The 21,610-nt window shown below is 65.9% G+C and carries 14 protein-coding genes; 5 read left to right on the forward strand and 9 right to left on the reverse strand.

Going from position 1 to position 21,610, the window contains the following annotated elements:
• Positions 1-44 precede the first annotated feature (44 nt).
• Complete coding sequence (gene glmS / locus ACVZTU_RS13445; RefSeq protein WP_482400567.1) at positions 45-1,919, reverse strand: glutamine--fructose-6-phosphate transaminase (isomerizing); 1,875 nt, start codon at positions 1,917-1,919, stop codon at positions 45-47.
• Positions 1,920-2,148: 229 nt separating this feature from the next.
• Between glmS and coaA the strand changes: the two genes are divergently transcribed.
• Both coaA and ACVZTU_RS13455 read left to right on the forward strand, forming a co-directional pair.
• A complete protein-coding gene (gene coaA, locus ACVZTU_RS13450; RefSeq protein WP_025779539.1) occupies positions 2,149-3,186 on the forward strand; it encodes a type I pantothenate kinase in 1,038 nt (345 codons plus the stop codon).
• 253 nt (positions 3,187-3,439) lie between these two features.
• Positions 3,440-5,302, forward strand: a complete 1,863-nt coding sequence (locus ACVZTU_RS13455) for an ABC transporter ATP-binding protein (RefSeq protein WP_482400568.1) — start codon at positions 3,440-3,442, stop codon at positions 5,300-5,302.
• A 353-nt stretch (positions 5,303-5,655) separates the two neighbouring features.
• Here the strand turns inward: ACVZTU_RS13455 and glmM are convergent, their stop codons facing one another.
• The 3 genes from glmM to rplM all read right to left on the reverse strand — a co-directional run bounded on the left by glmM (position 5,656) and on the right by rplM (position 8,394).
• Positions 5,656-7,008, reverse strand: coding sequence for a phosphoglucosamine mutase (glmM, locus tag ACVZTU_RS13460; RefSeq protein WP_259357672.1), 1,353 nt, complete (start codon positions 7,006-7,008; stop codon positions 5,656-5,658).
• A gap of 400 nt (positions 7,009-7,408) precedes the next feature.
• On the reverse strand, positions 7,409-7,918 hold the full coding sequence (rpsI, locus tag ACVZTU_RS13465; protein WP_025779545.1) for a 30S ribosomal protein S9: 510 nt from the start codon (positions 7,916-7,918) through the stop codon (positions 7,409-7,411).
• A 32-nt stretch (positions 7,919-7,950) separates the two neighbouring features.
• Positions 7,951-8,394 (reverse strand): 50S ribosomal protein L13, encoded by a 444-nt coding sequence (gene rplM, locus ACVZTU_RS13470; protein WP_101554123.1) that lies wholly within the window; start codon positions 8,392-8,394, stop codon positions 7,951-7,953.
• Between the two features lie 320 nt (positions 8,395-8,714).
• Between rplM and ACVZTU_RS13475 the strand changes: the two genes are divergently transcribed.
• Positions 8,715-11,111: a hypothetical protein gene (locus ACVZTU_RS13475; protein ID WP_482400569.1), complete on the forward strand. Its 2,397-nt coding sequence runs from the start codon at positions 8,715-8,717 to the stop codon at positions 11,109-11,111.
• Positions 11,108-13,456 carry a hypothetical protein gene (locus ACVZTU_RS13480; protein WP_482400570.1) on the forward strand — a complete coding sequence of 783 codons (2,349 nt, stop codon included), beginning with the start codon at positions 11,108-11,110 and terminating at the stop codon, positions 13,454-13,456. Before ACVZTU_RS13475 ends, ACVZTU_RS13480 begins: the two co-directional genes overlap by 4 nt.
• A gap of 399 nt (positions 13,457-13,855) precedes the next feature.
• Here the strand turns inward: ACVZTU_RS13480 and ACVZTU_RS13485 are convergent, their stop codons facing one another.
• The 3 genes from ACVZTU_RS13485 to ACVZTU_RS13495 form a co-directional block, all read right to left on the reverse strand.
• Positions 13,856-16,495 carry a bifunctional metallophosphatase/5'-nucleotidase gene (locus tag ACVZTU_RS13485; RefSeq protein WP_482400571.1) on the reverse strand — a complete coding sequence of 880 codons (2,640 nt, stop codon included), beginning with the start codon at positions 16,493-16,495 and terminating at the stop codon, positions 13,856-13,858.
• 218 nt (positions 16,496-16,713) lie between these two features.
• Positions 16,714-17,568, reverse strand: coding sequence for a tRNA pseudouridine(38-40) synthase TruA (gene truA, locus ACVZTU_RS13490; protein WP_482400572.1), 855 nt, complete (start codon positions 17,566-17,568; stop codon positions 16,714-16,716).
• On the reverse strand, positions 17,565-18,191 hold the full coding sequence (locus ACVZTU_RS13495; protein WP_482400573.1) for a LemA family protein: 627 nt from the start codon (positions 18,189-18,191) through the stop codon (positions 17,565-17,567). The genes truA and ACVZTU_RS13495 overlap by 4 nt, the downstream gene beginning before the upstream one ends.
• Positions 18,192-18,441: 250 nt before the next feature.
• Here ACVZTU_RS13495 and ACVZTU_RS13500 point away from each other — a divergent pair, with 250 nt between their 5' ends.
• Entirely contained in the window at positions 18,442-19,623 is a 1,182-nt protein-coding gene (locus tag ACVZTU_RS13500) for a glycosyltransferase family 4 protein (protein WP_172170798.1), read from the forward strand.
• A 129-nt stretch (positions 19,624-19,752) separates the two neighbouring features.
• On the opposite strand, the gene ACVZTU_RS13505 is transcribed toward ACVZTU_RS13500, so the two are convergent.
• Together ACVZTU_RS13505 and ACVZTU_RS13510 are read right to left on the reverse strand one after the other, a co-directional pair.
• Positions 19,753-20,319, reverse strand: coding sequence for a cysteine hydrolase family protein (locus ACVZTU_RS13505; protein WP_181272562.1), 567 nt, complete (start codon positions 20,317-20,319; stop codon positions 19,753-19,755).
• Positions 20,320-20,592: 273 nt separating this feature from the next.
• Positions 20,593-21,543 (reverse strand): hypothetical protein, encoded by a 951-nt coding sequence (locus ACVZTU_RS13510; protein ID WP_482400574.1) that lies wholly within the window; start codon positions 21,541-21,543, stop codon positions 20,593-20,595.
• Between the last annotated feature and the right edge of the window lie 67 nt (positions 21,544-21,610).

Raw genomic sequence — 21,610 nt, forward strand, 5'->3', positions numbered from 1 at the left:
TCAGATGCCGGACCGACCGTTGTCGTGCCCGGCACCGAGGCGGATCATTCGACCGTGACCGACTTCGCGAGGTTGCGCGGCTGGTCGACGTCGAGGCCCTTGGCCGTGGCCAGCTCCATCGCGAAGATCTGCAGCGGAACCGTCGTCAGCAGCGGCGCCATGAGCGTCGTCGTCTCGGGCACGTAGATGACCTCGGAGGCGAACTGATCGACCTCTTCGTCGCCCTCCTCGGCGATGACGACGGTGTTCGCACCGCGGGCGCGGACTTCCTGGATGTTCGAGATGACCTTCGCATGCAGCGAATCCCGGCCGCGCTTGGATGGGACGACGATGATGACGAGCTGACCGTCGTCGATGAGCGCGATCGGTCCGTGCTTGAGCTCACCTGCGGCGAAGCCCTCGGCGTGGATGTACGCGAGCTCCTTGAGCTTGAGCGCACCCTCCATCGCCACCGGGTAGCCGACGTGACGGCCGAGGAACAGCACCGAACCGACGTCCTGGTTGCGGTCGGCCAGCGCGAGGACCTGCGACTTGGTCTCGTCGAGGATGTGCTGGATCTTCGCAGGGATGGACTGCAGCTCGGCGAGGATCGTGCCGATCTCGTCGCGGAACTTGTTGCCCCGCAGCTGGGCGAGGTAGAGGCCGAGCAGGTAGCAGGCGACAACCTGCGACAGGAAGGCCTTCGTCGAGGCCACGGCGATCTCCGGGCCGGCGTGGGTGTACAGCGCGGCATCGGATTCGCGTGGGATCGTCGAGCCGAAGGTGTTGCAGATCGCGATGACCTTCGCACCTTGCTGACGTGCGTGGCGGACGGCCATGATCGTGTCCATGGTCTCACCGGACTGCGAGATCGCCACGACGAGCGTCTTCTCCGTGACCACCGGATCCCGGTAGCGGAATTCGTGGGCCAGCTCCACCTCGGTGGGGATGCGGCACCAGTGCTCGATCGCGTACTTCGCGACCTGACCGGCGTACGCTGCGGTGCCGCAGGCGATGACGACGATCTTGTCCACGGACTTGAGCACGTTCTCATCGATGTGCATCTCGTCCAGCGTCAGGCGGCCCTCGGTGTCTAGGCGGCCGAGCAGAGTATCGGCCACGGCCTGCGGCTGATCGTGGATCTCCTTGTCCATGAAGGACGCGAAGCCGCCCTTCTCCGCCGAGGCGGTGTCCCAGTCGACCTCGAACTGCTCACCCTCGACGGGGTTGCCATCGGTGTCCGTGATCGTAACCGTCTCCGGGGTGATGGTGACTACTTCGTCCTGGCCGATCTCGACGGCTGTGCGGGTGTAGTCGATGAACGCGGCGACGTCGGAGCCGAGGAAGTTCTCGCCCTCACCGAGGCCGATGACCAGCGGTGAGTTCCGGCGCGCGGCGACGACCTGACCGGGAGCGTCGGCGTGGACGGCGAGCAGGGTGAACGCACCTTCGAGTTCGGTGGCGGTCTTGCGCATCGCGGCGGTGAGGTCGCCGGTCGCCTTGTAGTTCTTCGCCAGCTGGGCGGCGGCCACCTCGGTGTCGGTCTCGGAGAGGAACTCGACGCCCTCGGCGACGAGGTCCTTCTTCAGGTGGGCGAAGTTCTCGATGATCCCGTTGTGGATGAGCGCGAGCTTGCCGCCGTCGGCCAGGTGCGGGTGGGCGTTGAGGTCGGTGGGTCCACCGTGGGTGGCCCAGCGGGTGTGGCCGATTCCGGTCTGCGCAGCGGGCAGCGGGTTGGCCTCGATCTCCTCGGTCAGGGCGGAGAACTTTCCGGCCTTCTTCGCCGAGGCGAGCTGACCGTCGGGCGTCACGAGCGCGACGCCGGCCGAGTCGTAGCCGCGGTACTCGAGCCTCTTCAGGCCGCCGAGCACGACATCGAGCGCCGAGTGGTCGGCATTGTCAACGGGGGCCTTGGATACATAGCCAACGATTCCACACATGAGGGAGATTTTACGCACTGATAGCCGATCTCGGGTATTCCGGCGAGTCACGATCGGGTCAACGTGACGAACTGCACGCGCACGCGGGCGCGGGAGAGGATGGTCGGGGCACACCTGACGGGGCCGGAGACGGAACGGTCACCTCGGTGGGGTGGGGCTCCTCGGTGGGGGTGGGGGCTTTCGCCGACCTGGGGCGGGTGGCGAACATGACGCATGACACAATGGTGGGATGAGCCATGTCGACCCTCAGTTGGACCGTGCGCGCAAGCTCGCCGGCCTCAATACCGCCCGGCGCAGCGAGCCGGACACGACGTCTCCGTTCTGGGAGTTCGATCGGGAGGTGTGGGGTACGCTCGCCCAGGCTACGCCGCTTCCGCTGAAGCAGCGCGATATCGAACGGCTGCGCGGGCTCGGGGATCGGATCAACCTCGACGAGGTGGCCCAGGTCTATCTGCCCCTGTCACGACTGCTCAACCTCTACGTCTCCGCACGGCGGGCGAAGCACGACCTGACCAGGGAATTCTTCTCTCCGCTGCACGAACGCGGGTTGGAACCGCAGGATGCCAAGCGCACGCCCTTCGTCATCGGCGTCGCCGGATCGGTGGCCGTGGGCAAGTCGACGACGGCACGTGTGCTGCGCGAACTGCTCGCCCGCTGGCCCGACACTCCGCGCGTCGAGCTCATCACCACCGACGGATTCCTCTACCCCAACGCCGAACTCGACCGTCGCCGCCTCAACGGGCGGAAGGGATTCCCCGAATCCTACGATCGGCGCAAGCTGCTCAAGTTCATCTCCGCCGTGAAATCCGGGGCCCCCGAGGTCCGTGCACCTGTGTACTCGCACCACACCTATGACATCGTTCCCGGCGCCGAGGTGGTCGTGCGTTCCCCCGATGTCCTCATCGTCGAGGGCCTCAACGTCCTCCAACCCGCCCGCCCCCGTCAGGACGGGACCGTGGGCTTGGCCATCAGCGACTACTTCGACTTCTCCGTCTACGTCGATGCGCGCTCCCGTGACATCCGCCAGTGGTACATCTCGCGGTTCCTCAAACTCAAGCACGGTGCGTTCCAGGACGAGGATTCCTACTTCCACCGGTACTCGCAGCTCGACGACGACGAGGCGATCACCTTGGCCACGGAGATCTGGGACTCCATCAACTTCCCGAACCTGCGCGAGAACGTCCAGCCCAGCCGCGGCCGAGCCGATCTCGTGCTCCACAAATCCTCCGACCACACCATCCGGAAGGTGCAGCTGCGGAAGCTGTGACGGGAGTCGCTGGTGGGTCTGGGACCTCGGAAGGGGCGGGCCGCCTCGGCGAGCTTGCGATGGTACCTGTGATGGGAGTCGCCGGGCGGTGAGGAAATAGTTTCACCGCTCTGGCGGTTGCACAGTGTGCACTGAACTACTCACCGCCGGCAGGCCACCCGCCCACGGCGGCGGCCGGATGCGAGCGATCCTCGCGCCGTCACGGGCTCCCCCGTGCATGCTCGGTCGTTTCGGCAGCAGAAAGGGACCCAGTATGAGCGTGCCATCCGCACATCACCTCATGTACTCCTCGGTCAAGAGCAAGAAGACCCCCGAGACGCGCATCCAACCGGGCATCTACAAGCGGATCGCCGGGTATGCGACCCGGCACAAGCGCAAACTCATCATCTTCCTGCTGCTGTCCGTGCTCACCGCGGGCATCGGCGTCCTCAACCCGGTCCTCGCCGGCGACGTCGTCAACGCGATCACCGGCGGCGGGCCCGTGTCCACGGTCGTATGGCTGGCCGTGGCCATCGGCGGGTTGGCCATCGCCGATGCGGCCATCTCGATCACGAACCGGTACCTGTCCTCACGGATCGGCGAGGGACTTATCTTCGATCTGCGCACGGCCGTCTATGATCACGTCCAGTCGATGCCGATCGCATTCTTCAATCGCACCCGCACCGGCGCCCTGGTCTCCCGGCTCAATACGGACGTCATCGGTGCGCAGCGGGCGTTTTCGAACACCCTGTCCGGCATCGTGTCGAACTTCGTCTCCCTGGCCCTGACCGTCGGCGTCATGGTCACGATCTCCTGGCAGGTGACCGTGCTGTCGATCCTGCTGCTGCCGCTGTTCATCATCCCCACCCGAATGCTCAGCGGAAAGCTCGCATCCCTGCAGTTCGAAGCGGCCAACAATTCCGCAGACATGTCGACCCGCATGACCGAGCGCTTCTCCGCCGCCGGTGCCACCCTGGTCAAACTCTTCGGCAATCCCCGCCAGGAGAACGAGGAGTTCGCCGACCGCGCCGGCCAGGTCCGCGATATCGGGGTCAAGGTCGCGATGCTGCAGTCGACGTTCGTGTCCTCGCTGACTCTGGTCTCCGCCCTGGCGCTGGCTCTCGTCTACGGCGTCGGCGGTGCACAGGCCGTCGTCGGCAACCTCAACGCCGGTCAGGTCGTGACCCTGGCACTGCTGCTGACCAGGCTCTACACGCCGCTGACGATGCTCGCCAACGCGCGCCTGGACATCCAGAGCGCAGTGGTGTCGTTCCAGCGGGTGTTCGAGATTCTCGATCTCGTGCCCTACTTCAAGGAGCCGTCGCAGCCGAAGGCCCTGCCCGCCGGCGGGTTGGATGTGCAGTTCGATCACGTCGACTTCGCCTACCCCAGCGCCTCGCAGGTCAGCTTGGCCAGCCTCGAAGACGTCTCCGTGCTCGACACCCGCGGCGGCGATCAGGTTCTCCATGACCTGAGCTTCACGATTCCCGCCGGGCACACCGTCGCCCTCGTCGGATCCTCGGGTGCGGGAAAGTCGACGATCGCGTCGCTGCTGCCGCGGCTCTACGACGTCACGGGCGGCTCGATCACCATCGGCGGAGTCGATGTTCGCGATCTGTCGTTCGCCGATCTGCGCGAGGCCGTCGGCGTCGTCACCCAGGACGGACATGTCTTCCACGAGTCGATCCGCGCCAACCTGGCGCTGGTCAATCCCGATGCCACCGAGGAGCAGATGCTCGATGCCATCGACCGGGCACAGCTGAAAGGCGTCATCGATGCGCTTCCCGACGGACTGGACACCGTCGTCGGTGAACGCGGGTACCGTCTCTCCGGAGGCGAGCGTCAGCGCCTGACCATCGCCCGGATGCTGCTGGCGTCTCCGGAGATCGTCGTCCTCGATGAGGCCACCTCGGCGTTGGATTCGACGAATGAGGCCGCGATCCAGCGTGCCCTGGCCCAGGCGATGCACGGGCGGACGGCCCTGGTCATCGCCCACCGTCTGTCGACGATCCGGCAGGCCGACACGATCCTCGTCGTCGAGGCCGGTCGCATCATTGAGAAGGGCACTCACGAGGAGCTCGTCGGTCGCGGCGGCCGCTACGCCGAGCTCTACGCCACCCAGTTCGCCTCGAGCTGAGTACGCGACGCTGAACCACTCTCGGTGCGAGTCCCGCACCGACGCCGCAGGGTCAGAGACTTCCTCGAGTCAAGTGTGCGCAGATTGCCGGTTTCGAGCCGAAATTGTGCAATCTGCGCACAGTTGACTGGCCAACGCCGCGGCAGAAGGTCGTTCCGCCCCGCAGTCGCCACGGCAGGGCCCCTCTGAAACTGGCGATCGGCGCGGCACTGCGCACTCGGCAAACCCTGCGCCTCTCAACGTCGATCAAGGGCCCGCCCGAATATGCTGCGGAAGACCGCGACATATCTGAGCGAGCCCTTGATCGAGCGAAGGGCGCCCCGCAAGGCACGCCGGAGCCGGTGGCTCGGCGTTTACAGCGCGAGGTGCTCCTTGACCGACGCGGCCAGGCGCTCGGCCTGGGCGGAGGCGGCATCCTCGGTGGCGGCTTCTACCATGACCCGGATGAGCGGCTCCGTGCCCGAGGCGCGCAGCAGCACGCGACCGGTGTCGGCGAGTTCGGCCTCGACAGCGGCCACCTCGGCGGCGACCTGCGGGTGATCGACGTTGTTCTTGTCCACGCCCTTGACGTTGACGAGCGCCTGCGGCAGCTGCGGGATCTCCGCGGCGAGGTCGGCCAGGGTGCGCTTGGCATCGGCCATCCGCTTCATCAGATGCAGGGCGGTCTGCACTCCGTCGCCGGTGGTGCCGTGATCGAGCATGAGCACGTGTCCGGACTGCTCCCCGCCGAGCGCATACCCGTCGGCGAGCATCCGCTCGAGCACATACCGGTCGCCGACAGCGGTCTGCACGGTATCGATGCCGTATTTGTCCATCGCCTGCTTCAGACCCAGGTTCGACATGACGGTCGTGACGAGGGTGTTGCCGCGCAGTTCACCGAGCTCCTTGAGCCCGATCGCCAGGATGCCCATGACCTGGTCGCCATTGACGACCCGCCCCAAGGAGTCCACGGCCAGGCAGCGGTCGGCGTCACCGTCGAAAGCCACGCCCAGATCGGACTGGGTCTCGACGACGAGGCGCTGCAGCGGTCCGAGGTGGGTCGATCCCACACCGTCGTTGATGTTGAAGCCGTCGGGTTCGGCGGCGGAAACGATGACTTCGGCACCGGCCTGGCGCAGGGCGGCGGGTCCGACGATGGACGCCGCACCGTGAGCGCAGTCGACGACGACCTTGAGTCCCGACAGCGGGCGCACATTGTCGGCGTCGACACAGCGCACCAGGTGCTCGGTGTACTCGTCTGCAGCGGCCGGGTAGCGCGAGATGCGGCCGACGTCCGCTCCGGTCGGACGGTCCCAATCCTCATCGAAGATCGCGAGGATCTCGTCTTCGACGGCGTCGTCGAGCTTCGTGCCTCCTGCGGCGAAGAACTTGATGCCGTTGTCGGGCATGGGGTTGTGAGAGGCGGAGATCACGACTCCGAAGGCGGCGCCGGTGTCCTTGACGACCTGGGCGATGCCCGGTGTCGGCAGCATGCCCGCGTCGAGGACGTCGACTCCCGTCGAGGCGATTCCGGCGCTCAGTGCGGCGGAGAGGAATTCGCCGGACACGCGCGTATCACGTCCGACCACGGCGAAGGGGCGCTTCTCACCCGTCCAGCCGCTGCTGAGCACGCGTGAACCTGCGACCGAGAGCTGGAGCGCGAGTTTGGCCGAGATATCGCGATTGGCCAGTCCGCGCACTCCATCGGTGCCGAAGAGTCGAGACATAGTGGAGATCCTTTCGTCAATGTCGGAGTCGATCTTAGTCGATCCGCTGTGTGTCGCTCGTGATGTCGGCGTCCTCGCCGAGGCGGCTCACCCGCAGCCGTGGCTCCTGTGATCGCGGCGTCGCGAGTGTCCGTTCAAGGCGGAGCGCGCTTATCGTGCGGTGCACAATGCGATATTCGCGCTCAGGCTTGAGCGACGGACTATGCGCCGAGGCGGCACACCCGACCGCAGCCGCGGTCGCGCGCAATGCCGGCTAAGTCAGTGACCGTGTGAGATGAGTCCGGATATGAGAAATGCGGCCCCGAACCTGGTTCGGGACCGCATTCTCATGTTCATGATGCTGAACTGTCGATGACTGCGACTCAGTGGCAGACCAGCCGCAGTCGGTTCGCCAGCGAGATCAGCGCTTCGAGAACTGAGGTGCCTTACGGGCCTTCTTGAGACCGGCCTTCTTGCGCTCAGGAACGCGAGCATCGCGGCTGAGGTATCCGGCCTTCTTCAGCTCGGCACGGTTGGACTCCGCGTCGATCTGGTTGAGCGAACGAGCCACGCCCAGGCGGACGGCGCCGGCCTGGCCGGAGGGTCCACCACCGGAGATCCGGACGATGACGTCGAAACGTCCGCCCAGGTCCAGCAGGGTGAAGGGCTCGTTGACGAGCTGCTGGTGCAGCTTGTTCGGGAAGTACTCCTCGAGAGTACGTCCGTTGATGGTCCACTCACCGGTGCCGGGGACGAGGCGCACACGAGCAATTGCCTGCTTGCGGCGGCCGACTCCGTTGCCGGGGGCGGTCAGGGACTGTCCACGTCCACCGGCGGTGCTTTCGCCCAGGCCAGCGGATGCGGGAGTCTCGGAAGTGTATTCGGTGATCTCTTCTTCGACAGTTTCTGTCGCGTTGGTGGTATCAGCCACGGTTCTCCTCGGTATGTCTAGAGCTCAGGCGCTTACTGCGCGACCTGGCTGAGTTCGTACGGCTGCGGATTCTGAGCGGCGTGCGGGTGCTCGGCACCTGCATAGACCTTCAGCTTCTGCATCTGGGCACGTCCGAGACGAGTCTTCGGGACCATACCGGCGACAGCCTTTTCGACTGCACGCTCGGGGTGGGTGGCGAGGAGCTCGGCGTAGTTCACGCTCTTGAGGCCACCGGGGTACCCGGAGTGGCGGTAAGCGCGCTTCTTCTCGAGCTTCGCACCTGTCAGCGCGACCTTGTCGGCGTTGATGATGATGACGAAGTCACCGGTGTCGGTGTTCGGAGTGAACGTGGTCTTGTGCTTGCCGCGCAGGAGGCGTGCAACCTGCGAAGCAAGGCGACCGAGCACCTGGTCAGTGGCGTCGATGACGTGCCACTGGTGCTCAACGTCACCGGGCTTAGCTGTATACGTACGCAAAAGTAGCCTTCTTTTCGTATCTGTGTTCAGTGCAGCGCCGGATCCTCATCGGGTCGTGAGTCCAATGGGTCTCAAGCGCTGGTTGTCTTCAATCGGGTGAACCTATCGACGCATTCCCCTCACCTACGGGCCTGCAACGCATGAGGCTATGTAAGGGAGTGCGACAAGCACACACAACGACAATCAAATATACATGCCCTCAGCCCCGGGGAGCAAACGCCCAGAGCGGTCTCAGGGCCAGCTGAAACCCGAGCCGATAGTATTGATCTGTGCCGACTCATTCCAGCCTGCCCTTCCGACTTCCCGCATTGAGAATCCTGATGCTGGGTCTCTTGGTCGGGCTCCTGACGGCGGGCCTCGGACTCGGCCCCGCCTCCGCATCGGCATCAACGGACAGCATGGCACCGACCGACGGTTCGGCCAACGCGAATGCGTCCTCCACGCAGTCCACTGACACCGGCAGGCCCCCGGCTGGGCAGACGGTCGTCTTCGGCATTCCGGGTCTGACCATCGATGATATCGACCCCGAGCGCACTCCGAACCTCTTTCATCTGCTCTCCGAGGGCGCGGCAGCGAACCTCAACGTGCGCACGATCGGCTCGGCCACCTGCCCCGCCTCCGGCTGGCTGTCCTTCGGCGCGGGCGCCCGCGCGCAGGCCGGCCCCTCCCCCATCGCCGAGGATGCCGACCCCGATGACTCGGCCCGCTGCCCGACCATGATCGCCCCCACCACGGACGGTTCCGCGGATGCCGAGAACGGGGCCACCTCGGCGAAGGGGGCGACGAACAGTGATGAAGCTCATGGCGACGATTCCGCGGCCGGAACGACGACGGCTCGGATCGAAGGTTTCGATGCGGTCAAGGAACCCAATATCGGCTCCGGCTACTCCGTCGACTACGGCATGCTCGCGCGCGCCGTCACAGAAGCCGGCAGCGCCGTGCCCGCCGGCACCGACGCAACCGATGCGGACTCCCTGCTCGAACCCTGCGTCGCAGCCGAAGGCCCCGGCGCAGCATATGCCGCCGCGGACGAAGACGGGGTGGTGACGAATTTCACGGACGATGCGTTGGCGACGGACTGCCGCCTCGGCGTCGTCGACCTCGGCGCGATCGGCATCCGCTCCTGGCTGTTCGACCCGATCCCGAACTACTCCTATACCGTTCCGCCGAACTACGACCGGGAGACCCGAGTCGCCGAAGCCGACCGCCGCCTCGGCGTGCGCCTGCAGGAGGTGCGGGAGAACGCGAAGGACGGGGCCGCGGATCCGACGATCATCGTCGCCGGCCTCGGTGACAGTTCCGGTCTGCCGCAGCTGCGCGCGTTCATCGCGTCCGGGCCCGGCTTCGAACCCGGGTCCCTGTCCTCGGCGACGACCCGCACCCCGGGGCTGCTGCAGATCACCGATCTGGCGCCGGGCATCCTCGATGTCCTCGAAGTCGATTCCCCGCGCGCCGTCGGCTTCGACTCCACCCCGACCGATGATGATCCGCAGCAGCGCATCGACGATCTCGTCGCCGAGGCGCAGAAGTCGACGACGATCCATCAGAATCTCTCGACGTTCTCCATCACCCTCGACGTCATCTTCTACATCCTCTTCATCGCGTGCGCGGTCCTGCTCAACCGCTCCATCCTCGGCCGCCGAGGCGGTGCCACCCGAGCGTCCCACGTCCACCGCTTCCTCGGGTGGGTGTCCCTGGGCGTCGCGTCCCTGCCGATGGGCGCGTTCCTCGCCGGGCTCCTCCCCTGGTCGAGGATGGCCGATCCCGGGCTCGGCCTGTTCCTCTCGGTCATCGGCACGGCCGCCGTTCTGTTCGTCCTTGCCCTCATCCCGCCATGGGGTCGGACCTGGCGAGGACGGGTCGGCGCCCTGGCCGGGGCGAACCTGCTCATCCTCGCCGCCGACCTGGCCACCGGGTCCCATCTGCAGGCGAACTCGCTGCTCGGGTACAACCCGATCGTCGGCGGCCGCTACTACGGACTCGGCAATCAGGGTGCGGCGATCTTCATCGTCAGCCTCTTCATCTTCTTAGGGCTTGTGGTGTCCTGGCTGCGGACGCGGGGCCACCGAAAAGCCGTGATCATCGTGCCGGTCGTCGTCGGACTGGCCGCCGTGTTCGTCTCCGGCAACCCCTCCTGGGGTGCGAAGTTCGGCGGCACGATCGCCATCCTCGCCGGACTCATGGTCCTGCTGGCACTGCTGTCGAAGATCCGACTGACTCTGCTGCGCCTCGCCCTCATCGGTCTGTCTTCGCTGGCCGTGCTCATCGGCATCGCCTTCCTCGACTGGCTGCGCCCGGCCGGGGCGCGCTCACATTTCGGCACGTTCTTCGACCAGATCGTCACCGGTGCGGCCCTGCAGGTCGTCGGCCGCAAGCTCGGCGCGAACCTCCACATCATCCAGGTCAATCCGGCTCTGGCCATCGTCACCCCGCTTGCGGCCATCGCGATCCTCATCTTCCTCCGCTACCTCCTCCACTTCCCCCGCGTCCACGCCGGCAGCCGGACCGGGCGCCTGGTCAACAAATGGCGCGGACGGCTCCCCCAACTCTTCACCGATTCAGACCTGCACTATGGATTCCTGGCCGCCGCCACCGGGCTCGGCGTCGGGCTCGTGCTCACCGATTCCGGGGTCGCCGTGCCCTCGACCGGAGCCATGGTTCTGCTGCCCTTCCTGCTGGCGCTCAGTGCTGAGCACGCCGAGGAGGCTCACCGATGAGAGCCCCCGTGACCTCCCCCGCCGCTCGGGTTCTGCTCGGGATCCTGGCCATCGCCCTGTTCGTCCTCGGCCTGCCCCAAGCCGGGCAGGCGGTCCCGGGCGCGAGCTCGAACGCGGTTGCTGCTGCGGGCGCGAATGCGGCCGCGGGTGCGTCGGCTCGAGCCGATGCCCAGGCGGCGGGCGGGAACGGGGGCACGGCTCCGGCCTCGGAAGACGGCGACGGCGGGACCACCTCGGCAAGTCCCGGGGTCGTGTCGATCAGCGTCTCCGGGTTCAGCTTCGAGGACCTCGATCCGCGCACCACACCGCACCTGTGGGTGATGATGAAGGGCGGGCAGATCGGGACGATCACACCGCGCAGCGTGCGCTCGACGAGCTGCCCGGTCGACGGCTGGCTGGGGCTCGGATCCGGGCGGCGAGCCGCCGACGAACCCCGCGATCAGTGCCGCGAACCGGCATCTCCGCTCGACGGCTGGGTCGCCGATTGGGACGTGTACGCGCAGGTGGCCCGCGGCGACAACTACGATGCCTCCCTCGGGGCCCTGGCCGAGTCAGTGCCCGATATCCGCGCCTTCGGCAACGGTGCCGCCATCGCCGCGGCCACCCCAACCGGCCGCGTCGAGAACTGGTCGCCCGTCGGAGCCGACCTTGGAGCGGACGTCGCGAAATCGACCGCAGACGGCGAGCTCACGCTCGTCGATCTCGGCAATACCGCCGCCGACGGCTACTCGCTGAAGAGCCTCGACGCTCAGGTCGGGGAGATCCTCGAATCGACGGGATGGATGAGCGCGGATCAGCCGAACCGCCTCGGCGAAGGACGCGTTCCCGTGGTGTTCTCATCGATCGCCGACGGCACGCATGAAGGTTCGTCGATGCAGGCGACGATGATGGTCGCCCCGGGAGAGCAGGCGGGACTGCTCACCTCCTCGTCGACGCGGCAGCCGGGACTGGTGCAGGTGCCCGACCTGGCACCGACGCTCGTGGCACTGTCCGGTGCCGAGGAGATGGACAATGCGGCCGGGGCGCCGATGACCTCGGGGGCGCATGGGTCCGATTGGCATTCGCGCTATCAGGCAGTCCTCGATCGTCAGGTGGCGGTGAAGACGCAGAACGATCTGTCGACGTGGTTCTTCCCCGTGGTCGCCGTGCTCATGATCGGACTGTTGGCCTTGGCGTGGTTCATGCGGAAGAACCACCGGGAGCTCGTCCATTCCGGGGCGTACCGCCTCGGTGTCGTATTCGCGGCGATGCCGATCTCGACGTATCTGGTCAATACCGTGCCGTGGGAGCGGGCGACGAATCCGGACATCGCGATGCTCGGAGCCCTGGCCGGGTGGGCGCTGCTGCTCGGGGTGCTGGCGCTCCTCGGCCCCTGGCGGCGGCACAAGTTCGGGCCGGTGCTCTTCGTGTCCACCGTGACCGTCGCCGTGCTCGCCTACGACGTCGTCGCCGGATCCCAGCTGCAGATGTCGACGCTCTTGGGTGAGCCCCTGCTCATCGCCTCCCGGTTCTACGGGATCGGGAACTCGGCACTGGCGCTGTACTGCTGTGCGCTGCTGTTGGCGGTCGCAGGGTTCGCGTCTCTGGTGACGAAGCCGCTGCATCGGGTCCTCATCGTCACCGTTCCCGTGCTCGCCTCCTGCGTCATCCTCGCAGCACCAGGTCTGGGCACGAAGTTCGGGTCCGTACCGACCCTCATCATCGGAGTCGCCTACCTCGTTCTGGCCGCGGCGAGCATCCGGTTCTCGCTCAAACGGCTGGGACTGACGGTGGGCATCGCCGGGTTCGTCATGCTCACCGTGCTGTTCCTCGACTGGCTGCGCCCGGCCGATCAGCGCACGCACTTCGGACGGTTCTTCGACTCGATCATCAGCGGTCAGGCGGTCAGCGTTCTGGCTCGAAAGATCGGGATGAACATCGACATCCTCACCCAGTCGTGGATGACTCTGGTGCTGCCGCTGGTCATCATCGGCGTGTTCTGGATGGCGCTCGATCCAGCGCGCTTCCGACTGCACGGACTCCAGGACACCTACCGCCGGATCCCTCTGCTGAGGGCGGCGATGATCAGCCTCGCGATCCTGCTGGGAGTCGGCACTCTCATCAACGACTCGGGCATCGTCGTGCCGGCCGTCGGCATCCTCTTCCTCGTCCCGGTGCTCACTCACCTCGAGACCTTCCGCGCCGGTCGCCCGCCGGTCCCAGCGGCCGAGGCCGCCGGCGACGGTGCCGACGATGCTGACGCGGCCCCTGCCGACTCCGGTGCCGAGGCCGACGCCGACGCCGACGGCGACGGCTCCGGTGCCGAGGCCGACGCCGACGGCTCCGATTCATCGTCACGCCCCTGACACTGCGGGCATCACGCACCGGTAGTCTCAACATCCACCGCTCGCCGCAGAACACCTCCGTGGCGACAAAAGGCACCTTTGCACCGGTGCGCAATGCGCCTACCTGTAGGAGACGGCACTGACGGCGCATGGTGCCGCACAGAGAACGACCTTCGCCGAGGCATCCCTCACCGTCAGTGGCATCCCCGCCGCTTCCTCGCAAAACACCCCCGCAGCAGCAATTCGCACTCGTGCACCGGTGCACTATGCAACTGCGTGGTGGATATGGAGCAAGCGGTGAGGGTTGTTCGTACGGACAGTGTCTGGAAACGACGGCGGGGCCGGAGAGAAGAACTCTCCGGCCCCGCCCGTCTCGGCGATGATCTCGCCTGAGTGTCAGGTGCTTCTGAACAGCCTGTCTCAGTCCTGGAGGCTGAGCTTGCGGCGACGGACGATCGTGACCGCTGTACCGCCGGCAACGATGAGTGCCAGTGCCGCAGCGACGATGTTGACGGTCTCGAAGCCGGTGCGCGGCAAGTCGCCTCCATCCTTCGAACCGTTTGCATCGGCCCCGGAGCCATCGGCCGAACCACCGTCGGCAGACGCATTCGCGCCGTCAGCCCCACTGCCGGCGTTCGACGAACCGTCCGACCCACCGGCCGCGCTGTCTCCGCCATCGGCATTGCCGCCGGCCGCGCTGTCTCCTCCGTCAGCGGCGCCGCCATCGGCGGAACCACCATCGGCATTGCCGCCGTCGGCCGAACCGTCATCGCCGGCTGAGGCATTCGCATCGTCACCGACTGCCGCGGTGGCTTCGAACTCATGCGCCAGCGGCAACGGGTTGTCATCCCACCATGGACCATCGGAATTCGCCTGCACGCTGGCCTTGACGGTCACCTCACCGGAGGCGTCCTTCGGCGCGGTCACCGTCACAAGAGTCTCGGACTCCCCCGCCGGGATCGAATCGAGGGTGATCGTCTTGGCCGCCTCGGCGCTGACCTCAGGGGCCCTGCCCTTGGTGGCGCTGCTGGAAGCAGACCGGGACTCGGACTGCGCGGCCGCCTCGGCGGTATAGCCCTCCGGCAGGTCGACGGTGACGTCGATGGGACCCGCAACCTCGGACTTCGCGTTCGTCTTGAGCGCGAACTCAGCGCTCTCACCGGGCTTGATGGCCTTCGGCCCGGTCAGCTCGGCGCTCAGATCACCCTTGTCGATGACGTCCTTGGCTGCGTCTGCCTGACGCTCGTTCTTATCCGGGGTGACGTCTTTGCCTTCGGCCTGGTGCTTGTTGAAGTAGTTCTCCCAGGTCTCGAAGTCGGTGAGTCCCGACTGTTCGAAATCGCCCTTGGCGAAGGAGGAGAAGTTGTCGCCACCGGTGGCGAGGAAGCTCAGCGTCGCAACCCGGTAGTCCTTGTTCGGGTCGATGTCCTTGCCATCGACCTTGACCGACTTCACGTGCTCGCCCTTGTCGGCATCAGTGTCATAGACGACGTCGAGGTCCTCGGAGATGCCCAGGTGGAGGAACGACCGGGAGGCACCGTCGGGCTGCCACTGCTCTTCGAAGAGGCCGATGACGTCCGAACCCTTCATCGTCACGACACCATGGTCGTTGGCGAAGGGAAGCACGCTGTTGAGCTCGGCAACGGTGACTTCGCATTTCTCCTCGGAGTTGTAGATGTCATCGCAGAGCAGATCGGTGCGCAGACCGCCGGGGTTCGTGATGCCGAAGTCGGCTTCTTCCAGCTGGGTCTCTTCGACGCCTTCCTTGAGCGCATCGGCGACGAGGTTGCCGAGCGTGGACTCGGCACCGCGGTCCTCCTCGCCGTCCTTCTTCGCTCGGGTGATGTCCTCGCTGATCGTGCCGGTGACCTCCGAGCCGAGCTCCTTGGCCTTCTCCTCTGCGTCGCTGACGATGCCTGCGACCTTGTCGACGACCTCGGAGTCATAGCTCTTGCCCTCGGTCTCGATGAGATCGATGCCGCTGGCCTGCCAGTCGCTGTTGCCGTCGACTCTCATGGTCACCTGCCCGACGTATTCGCCGTAGCTGCCGGCCTCGATGACGGGACGGGTGCGATCGGGTTCTCCGGGCACCGGCGCTTCGAAGGCATACGGCAAATGGGTGTGGCCGGTGAACATGGCGTCGACCGAGGCGTCGGCCTCGGTGACGAGCTTCTTGAACTCCGCGTTCGACGCCTTCGCGTCTTCCAGGCTCTCGGTCGACGACGCGCCGAGGTGGGCCTCGACGACCGTCATATCCGGTCGTTCGTCCTCGGGCAGGTTCTCGAGATCGTCGGCGACGCGGTTGACTGCGTCCGTGGGGTCACCGAAGTCGAGGTCGGCGATGCCGTCCGGTGAGACGAGTGAGGCGGTGTCCTTGGTGACAACGCCGATGACGGCGATCTTGACTCCCGACACGTCGACGATGGAGTACTCGTCGAGGCCGTCGACGACGTTCTGAGTTCCCTTGTCGTAGACGTTGGCCGCCGAGTACGGGAAGTCGGCTTCGTCGCTCACTCTTCCCGTGAGGTCATCGATGCCTTTGTCGAATTCGTGGTTGCCGACAGCAGAGGCCTCGACGCCCATGGCGTTGAGGACATCGAGCGTGGGAGTGTCGTTCTGCGATGAGGAGGTGTAGGTCGAGGCACCGATGTTGTCACCGGTCGAGAGCAGAGCAGTGCCCATATTGTCGCCGCCGGTACCGAACTTCGCTCGTTCCTCCTCGACGACCGAGGCGACCCGAGTGCCTGCCTCGGAGATGCGTCCGTGGAAGTCGGTGATATTGAGCAGCTGAACTTTGGTGCCCTCGGGCGCCGACTGCGCATCGCTGCCGGAATCCTGCTCGTCGCCGGCGTTGTCCGACGGCGCGGACTTGCCGTCGGTCGAATCGTTCGACGACTCGTCGGGGTCCGCGGGAGCCGCTTCACTCGGTGCCGTGGCGCTGTCGTCGGTGGAGTTTCCGTTGCCCAGAGAGGGTGCCCCGATGGCAGGCGCGAGGCCAGGCAGCGTCAGCATTGACACCGCGGCGCCCGTGGCCAGCACTTTGGTCACAAGTTTCGACATGTATTCGGTTCCTTCGATCGTTCAGTCAGGCGCACATCAACCGTGCCGGTGGGATTGAAGACGGATTCCATCCTGCAGTGCCAATGCGAACTGAAAGTTACTTAAGTGTGAATCTACACAGGATTCTCACAACTGGAAAGAGGAATTCTCACATGATCGCGACTCGCGCGATAAAAGGCGGCTTGATGCTTCTGCCGACGACCCGACGAACCGTCGGCCTATTCCTGGTCGCGGCGGGCCATCGTCTGGGCGTTGCGAGCCGCGTAGTCCTCGGGTGCCGGATAGCCGACCTCGGTGAGGACGAGTCCTTCGGCAGGCGTGACGAACATGGGCACATCCGGAGTCAGCCCGGCGTCCGCCTCGGCGATGAGTTCGGCCGGGCGGGTCACCGCCCAATTGCCGGATCCGACCTTGATCAGTCCGCCGACGAGTGCACGGACCATGTGATGGCAGAAGGCGTCGGCGCGCAGATCGATGGTGATTACAGCATCCTGATCGCGCGAGACTCGCAGTTCGTGGAGGGTGCGGATCGTCGTCGCGCCCTCCCGGGGTTTGCAGAACGGCAGGAAGTCGTGTAGCCCTTGGACCTCTCTCGCGGCCTCGGCCATGGCTTCGGCATCGAGTTCGCCCTTGTGCCGCGGCGTCACCTGCGTCAGCAGCGGGTCGATGAATGACCGATGATCGGCCAACCGGTACTGATACGACCGCCACAGCGCAGAGAACCGGGCGTCGAAGTCCTCTGGCACCTCGGCCACCGCGTGGACGACGATGTCGTGGAACTCACCGGCGATGAGGACTCCGCGCAGACGTGACAGGAGGGCCGCCTCGGCGGATCGATTCGACTGGCCGATGAGCTTGCCGATCGCCTCATCGCCCAGATCGACATGCACGACCTGACGGCGAGCGTGGACGCCGGAGTCGGTGCGGCCGGCGACGACGGTGGCCACCTCGGTGCCGGTGATCCTCTCCAGTCCGGATTCGATGGCGGCCTGGACCGTGCGCAGCCCCGGCTGCTTGGCCCAGCCATGGAAATCCGTGCCGCGATAGCCCAGGTCGAGGCGGAAGCGGGTCATCGGGTCATCCTCGCCGAGGCGGGGCCCGCCGTTCCGAGTCCGCCATCGTCATCGATCGCTTCGGTGAATGGGGCGCGGGGCTTGAAGACCCCTCCGAAGAGGCGGGAGACCAGTCGCGCCCGCTGCCGGTGATAGCGCTCGACGTTCGTGTTGTAGAAACGCGCGCCGGCGAGGATCCGTTCGGTGAGCACCTGCAGCTGACCGTGCAGAAGCTGGATCGTCGTGTCGATCTCCTCATCGACCGCAGCCCGCTGGGGACGGGCAGAGTCCGAGGTCAGGGACCTCTCCGTCAGCGCCGCGGGGATGAGTGCGGCGTCATCGACGGCGTCGGTCAGGGCGTTTTCGGCTGCAGCGCCGCGGTGGTCGAAGGGGGCGCGTTCGGCAGAGGCGAGCGCGAGTTCCAGCCGGGACAGGTCCTGTCCGGCGATCTGCTGGAGGGTGCCGATATAGGCCGGCACGAGAGCATGGCGGGCGCGGATCTCGCCGATGAGCTGGCGCTTGGCTTCATCGCACAGCGACCGGGCCATGGACAGCTGGTTGAAGCGCAGGACGGTGAGGATGACGAAGAGGACGATGAGAGCGGCGAGTACGCAACCGCCGACGATGAACCAGACCACGGCCATTCCCCTCGTTCCATGTGCTGCACGAGCATTTCCGACACCTCAGTTTACGCGGGGTTCAGACTCGTCGCGAACAGGTCATCATCCGGACACCGAGGCTACTGAGAAGAGTCACCGAGAAGGACCGCGCCCGGACACCGGCCCCGGCATTCTGCAGTCACCGCAGAGAGTGCGGACCGATTTCGGCCAGATGTCGCCGACCTGTCGCCTTCGGGTCATGCGTTCGTCACTCGGCGGGCCTTAGCTGGAAATCGTGAGAGTAGCGATCATTGCAGAATCCTTCCTCCCCAATATGAATGGGGTCACCCACTCACTCCTGCGAGTCCTCGACCATCTGGCCGACCGCGGCGACGAAGTCCTCGTCATCGCTCCGGGCACACGCAGGGACGGTCCGAAGGAGGTCGCCGGTGCCCGCATCGTCCGCGTTCCCTCGATCGCCTTGCCGAAGTATCGGCGCATCCGTGTCGCTCCCGGCGGCGTCACCCGCATCCGCCGGCTGCTGCAGCGGTTCGCCCCGGACGTCGTCCATCTGGCCAGCCCGTTCGTCCTCGGTTGGCGCGGGGTCCTCGCCGCCCAGGCACTCAATCTGCCGACCGTGGCGATCTACCAGACCGAGGTTCCCGCCTATGCCGCACGGTACGGAATGCACGGCATCGAGGCCATGCTGTGGAACCACGTCCGCAATATCCACCAGCATTCCTCTCTGACGCTGGCCCCATCGTCGTACACGATCGATCAGCTGCAAGGGCTCGGGGTCGCCGAGGTGGCACTGTGGGCCCGTGGGGTCGATTCCTCCCGTTTCGACCCGGGTCACCGGTCCGAGGCCTGGCGTCGAAGCGTTGCCCCGAATGGTGAGAAGATCATCGGCTTCGTCGGCAGGTTGGCCGCGGAGAAGCAGGTCGAAGACCTTGCTGCGCTCACCAATCTGCCCGGGGCGAAGGTCGTCATCGTCGGTGACGGTCCCTGGCGGACGCGTCTGCAGCGGCTGCTGCCGGAGGCTCATTTCACCGGGTTCCTCGGCGGGGATGCCCTGGCCCAGGCGGTGGCGAGCTTCGACCTCATGGTCGCCCCGGGTGAGCTCGAGACGTTCTGCCAGACGATTCAGGAGGCCATGGCCTCCGAGGTGCCGGTCATCGCTCCCGCCCGAGGCGGCCCACTCGACCTCGTCGACTCCTCGCGCACCGGGTGGCTCTACACCCCGAAGGATCTCGCTGCCATGCGAGCGCATGCGGCGGACCTCCTCGGCGACGAGGCGAAACGGCGGGCCTTCGGGGTCGCCGGTCGTGAGCAGGTGCAGGCCAGGAGTTGGAAGAGCGTGTGCTCACAGCTCGTCGGCCACTATTCGCGGGCGATCGAGAATCCAGCCCCGCAGGTGCTCGGCCGCGGATTCAGCTCGATGGTCAACTCCGGACTGGAGAATCCACTGCCCTACTGAGGTGACCGCGCAGGTCAGCTTCCGGCCCTTTCGCCGACCGCTCAAGTTACCGCCGCTGTATCAAGCTATACGGTGAGCGCTGGGCGCCGAGGTGAGCGGTCGGCGCGCGCGAGCCTTCAGATGCCGAGCTCAGCCGAGGCCGGCCGTCCAGTCGGCGACGGTGACCACTGTCGCCTGCTTGGGGAACACCTTCTCGGTGAGCACCGCGTGGACCTCGGGGTCGCGGTCGGCGCAGGCGTCGGAGAGCACAGTGAGCTCGAAGTCGAGATCGGCGGCCTGGCGCACCGTCGAGAGCACGACACCGCTCGTGGCGACTCCGGCGAGCACGAGAGACGATGCCCCGTAGCCGCGCAGCAGCACCTCGAGATCGCTGCCGGTGAAGGCGCTGATGCGACGCTTGGTCACGATCGGCTCGCCCTGATGCCGGTCAAGGGTGTCGTGGATGCTCGTCGAGGCATGGGTCTCGTCAAGGTCGCCGTGGGCGGCGATCTGCGCGAACGATGCCGTTGCCGACAGTTCCGGATGCCCCTCGCGCAGCGCCACTCGCACCCAGACGACGGGGATGTCGTGGCTGCGGGCCGCGGCGACGGCGTCACGTGCGCGTTCGAGCACACCGGTCGAGGCGAAGGCGTCGTCACCTGCGATGCCGTTCTGAAAATCCATGGCCAAGAGAACGGTGCTGTCGGTTCCGGTCATCATGTCTCCTTCGGTTCGTGCGGGGCTGATTCCCTCTTCCGCCGAGGTTACTCCTGACTCCAGTTGGTCCGCTGAGTCGAGGCTCAATGCCGACTGAGACCGGAGCGACGGCTAGCAGTGGAGTGCCGTTGTCCGCCGAAGGCGGCATCGATATGATGAAGAGGAAGCAACGTCAGGCCCCGGGCTACCGGATAATCCCGGCCCTTGGGAAGACGGCCCCCTGGCGAATGCGGAAGCACCCAGGGGGTGCTTCATATTCACGGACCTATCGTTTCAACCGCCTGCCTTCCGTCGAGCCGCTTCGCCCAAGGCGCGGATCTGGCGCAGAAGATCATGGCCCACCGACTGGCCGGGAGCAAACAACGCGCCGTTGTCGACCGCATAACGCGCTGGTATCCTGGATGATGAAGCAACGTCATGCCCCGGGCTACCGGATAATCCCGGCCTTTGGGAAGACGGCCCCCTGGCGAATGCGGAAGCACCCAGGGGGTGCTTCATATTCAAGAGCTTTCCGTCGACAGCATTGATGACCGTCAACTTGCCTTCCTGCAGAACCGGCTCGATGAATCTGACATCATCGCGCGCGATGTCACGTTGCATCGCCCATGAGATCGCGTCTGCTGACCACAACAACGGTTCGAACGCCATTCCGCCGTGAGTGAAGGCGACACCAGGGTGAATCGCGCCCGTCCTCCGCAAACTATCGACCACTCGCTCATCTGCACGGTTGAGTCTCTGATCCCTATTGTTGTCAGCGACGATCCCCCGAACAGCCCCCTCTCCGGTACCGCTCGTGAGGTTACGGACGAGCCGGCCGAGACACAGCGCCCTGGCCCTCGCAATGTCGCCCTGAGAACTGCCCCCCAACGGCATCTTCACAGCAATGACATTCCACACCGATTCCTCGGTGATCGTCTCGACCATCTCGACGATGTCACCGCGGTCGAAGTCGCTTCCGCGGAACTTCTTGTTCGTATGCCAGTAGGTTCCGTCGGCCACTTCCACCAATCGCTCGCGAATGGAATCCAAGCGCGCATGAGAGAAGATGACCGCGGCCATCTGATATAACGAGACCTCCGCCGGACCCAACCGCGTTCGAGAGAAGGTGCCCTCCGCCGCGCCTGTCGGCTGCCTCATCGACTCGTCGATGAACGCGATCGGGTTCGGGGCAGCGGCGAGGTAGAACCTCTCCAGTGCAGGTGACCGCAGGTTTGGGCTCGACATATCTCCGCTCTCATCCGGCAACGCTGCTCTCTTCGAGCAGCATTGCTCTCATCCGATGATGTGCCGA

It is taken from the genome of Brevibacterium sp. OS20, assembly GCF_056837565.1.

What these genes read in the sequence shown, in the direction of transcription:
- coaA (WP_025779539.1), top strand. Translation starts at nt 2,149, where the DNA reads ATGAGCCATGTCGACCCTCAGTTGGACCGTGCGCGCAAGCTCGCCGGC.
- truA (WP_482400572.1), bottom strand. Translation starts at nt 17,568, where the DNA reads ATGACCCGCTTCCGCCTCGACCTGGGCTATCGCGGCACGGATTTCCAT.
- glmS (WP_482400567.1), bottom strand. Translation starts at nt 1,919, where the DNA reads ATGTGTGGAATCGTTGGCTATGTATCCAAGGCCCCCGTTGACAATGCC.
- ACVZTU_RS13495 (WP_482400573.1), bottom strand. Translation starts at nt 18,191, where the DNA reads ATGGCCGTGGTCTGGTTCATCGTCGGCGGTTGCGTACTCGCCGCTCTC.
- ACVZTU_RS13485 (WP_482400571.1), bottom strand. Translation starts at nt 16,495, where the DNA reads ATGTCGAAACTTGTGACCAAAGTGCTGGCCACGGGCGCCGCGGTGTCA.
- glmM (WP_259357672.1), bottom strand. Translation starts at nt 7,008, where the DNA reads ATGTCTCGACTCTTCGGCACCGATGGAGTGCGCGGACTGGCCAATCGC.
- ACVZTU_RS13480 (WP_482400570.1), top strand. Translation starts at nt 11,108, where the DNA reads ATGAGAGCCCCCGTGACCTCCCCCGCCGCTCGGGTTCTGCTCGGGATC.
- ACVZTU_RS13455 (WP_482400568.1), top strand. Translation starts at nt 3,440, where the DNA reads ATGAGCGTGCCATCCGCACATCACCTCATGTACTCCTCGGTCAAGAGC.
- ACVZTU_RS13505 (WP_181272562.1), bottom strand. Translation starts at nt 20,319, where the DNA reads ATGACCGGAACCGACAGCACCGTTCTCTTGGCCATGGATTTTCAGAAC.
- ACVZTU_RS13475 (WP_482400569.1), top strand. Translation starts at nt 8,715, where the DNA reads ATGCTGGGTCTCTTGGTCGGGCTCCTGACGGCGGGCCTCGGACTCGGC.
- ACVZTU_RS13510 (WP_482400574.1), bottom strand. Translation starts at nt 21,543, where the DNA reads ATGTCGAGCCCAAACCTGCGGTCACCTGCACTGGAGAGGTTCTACCTC.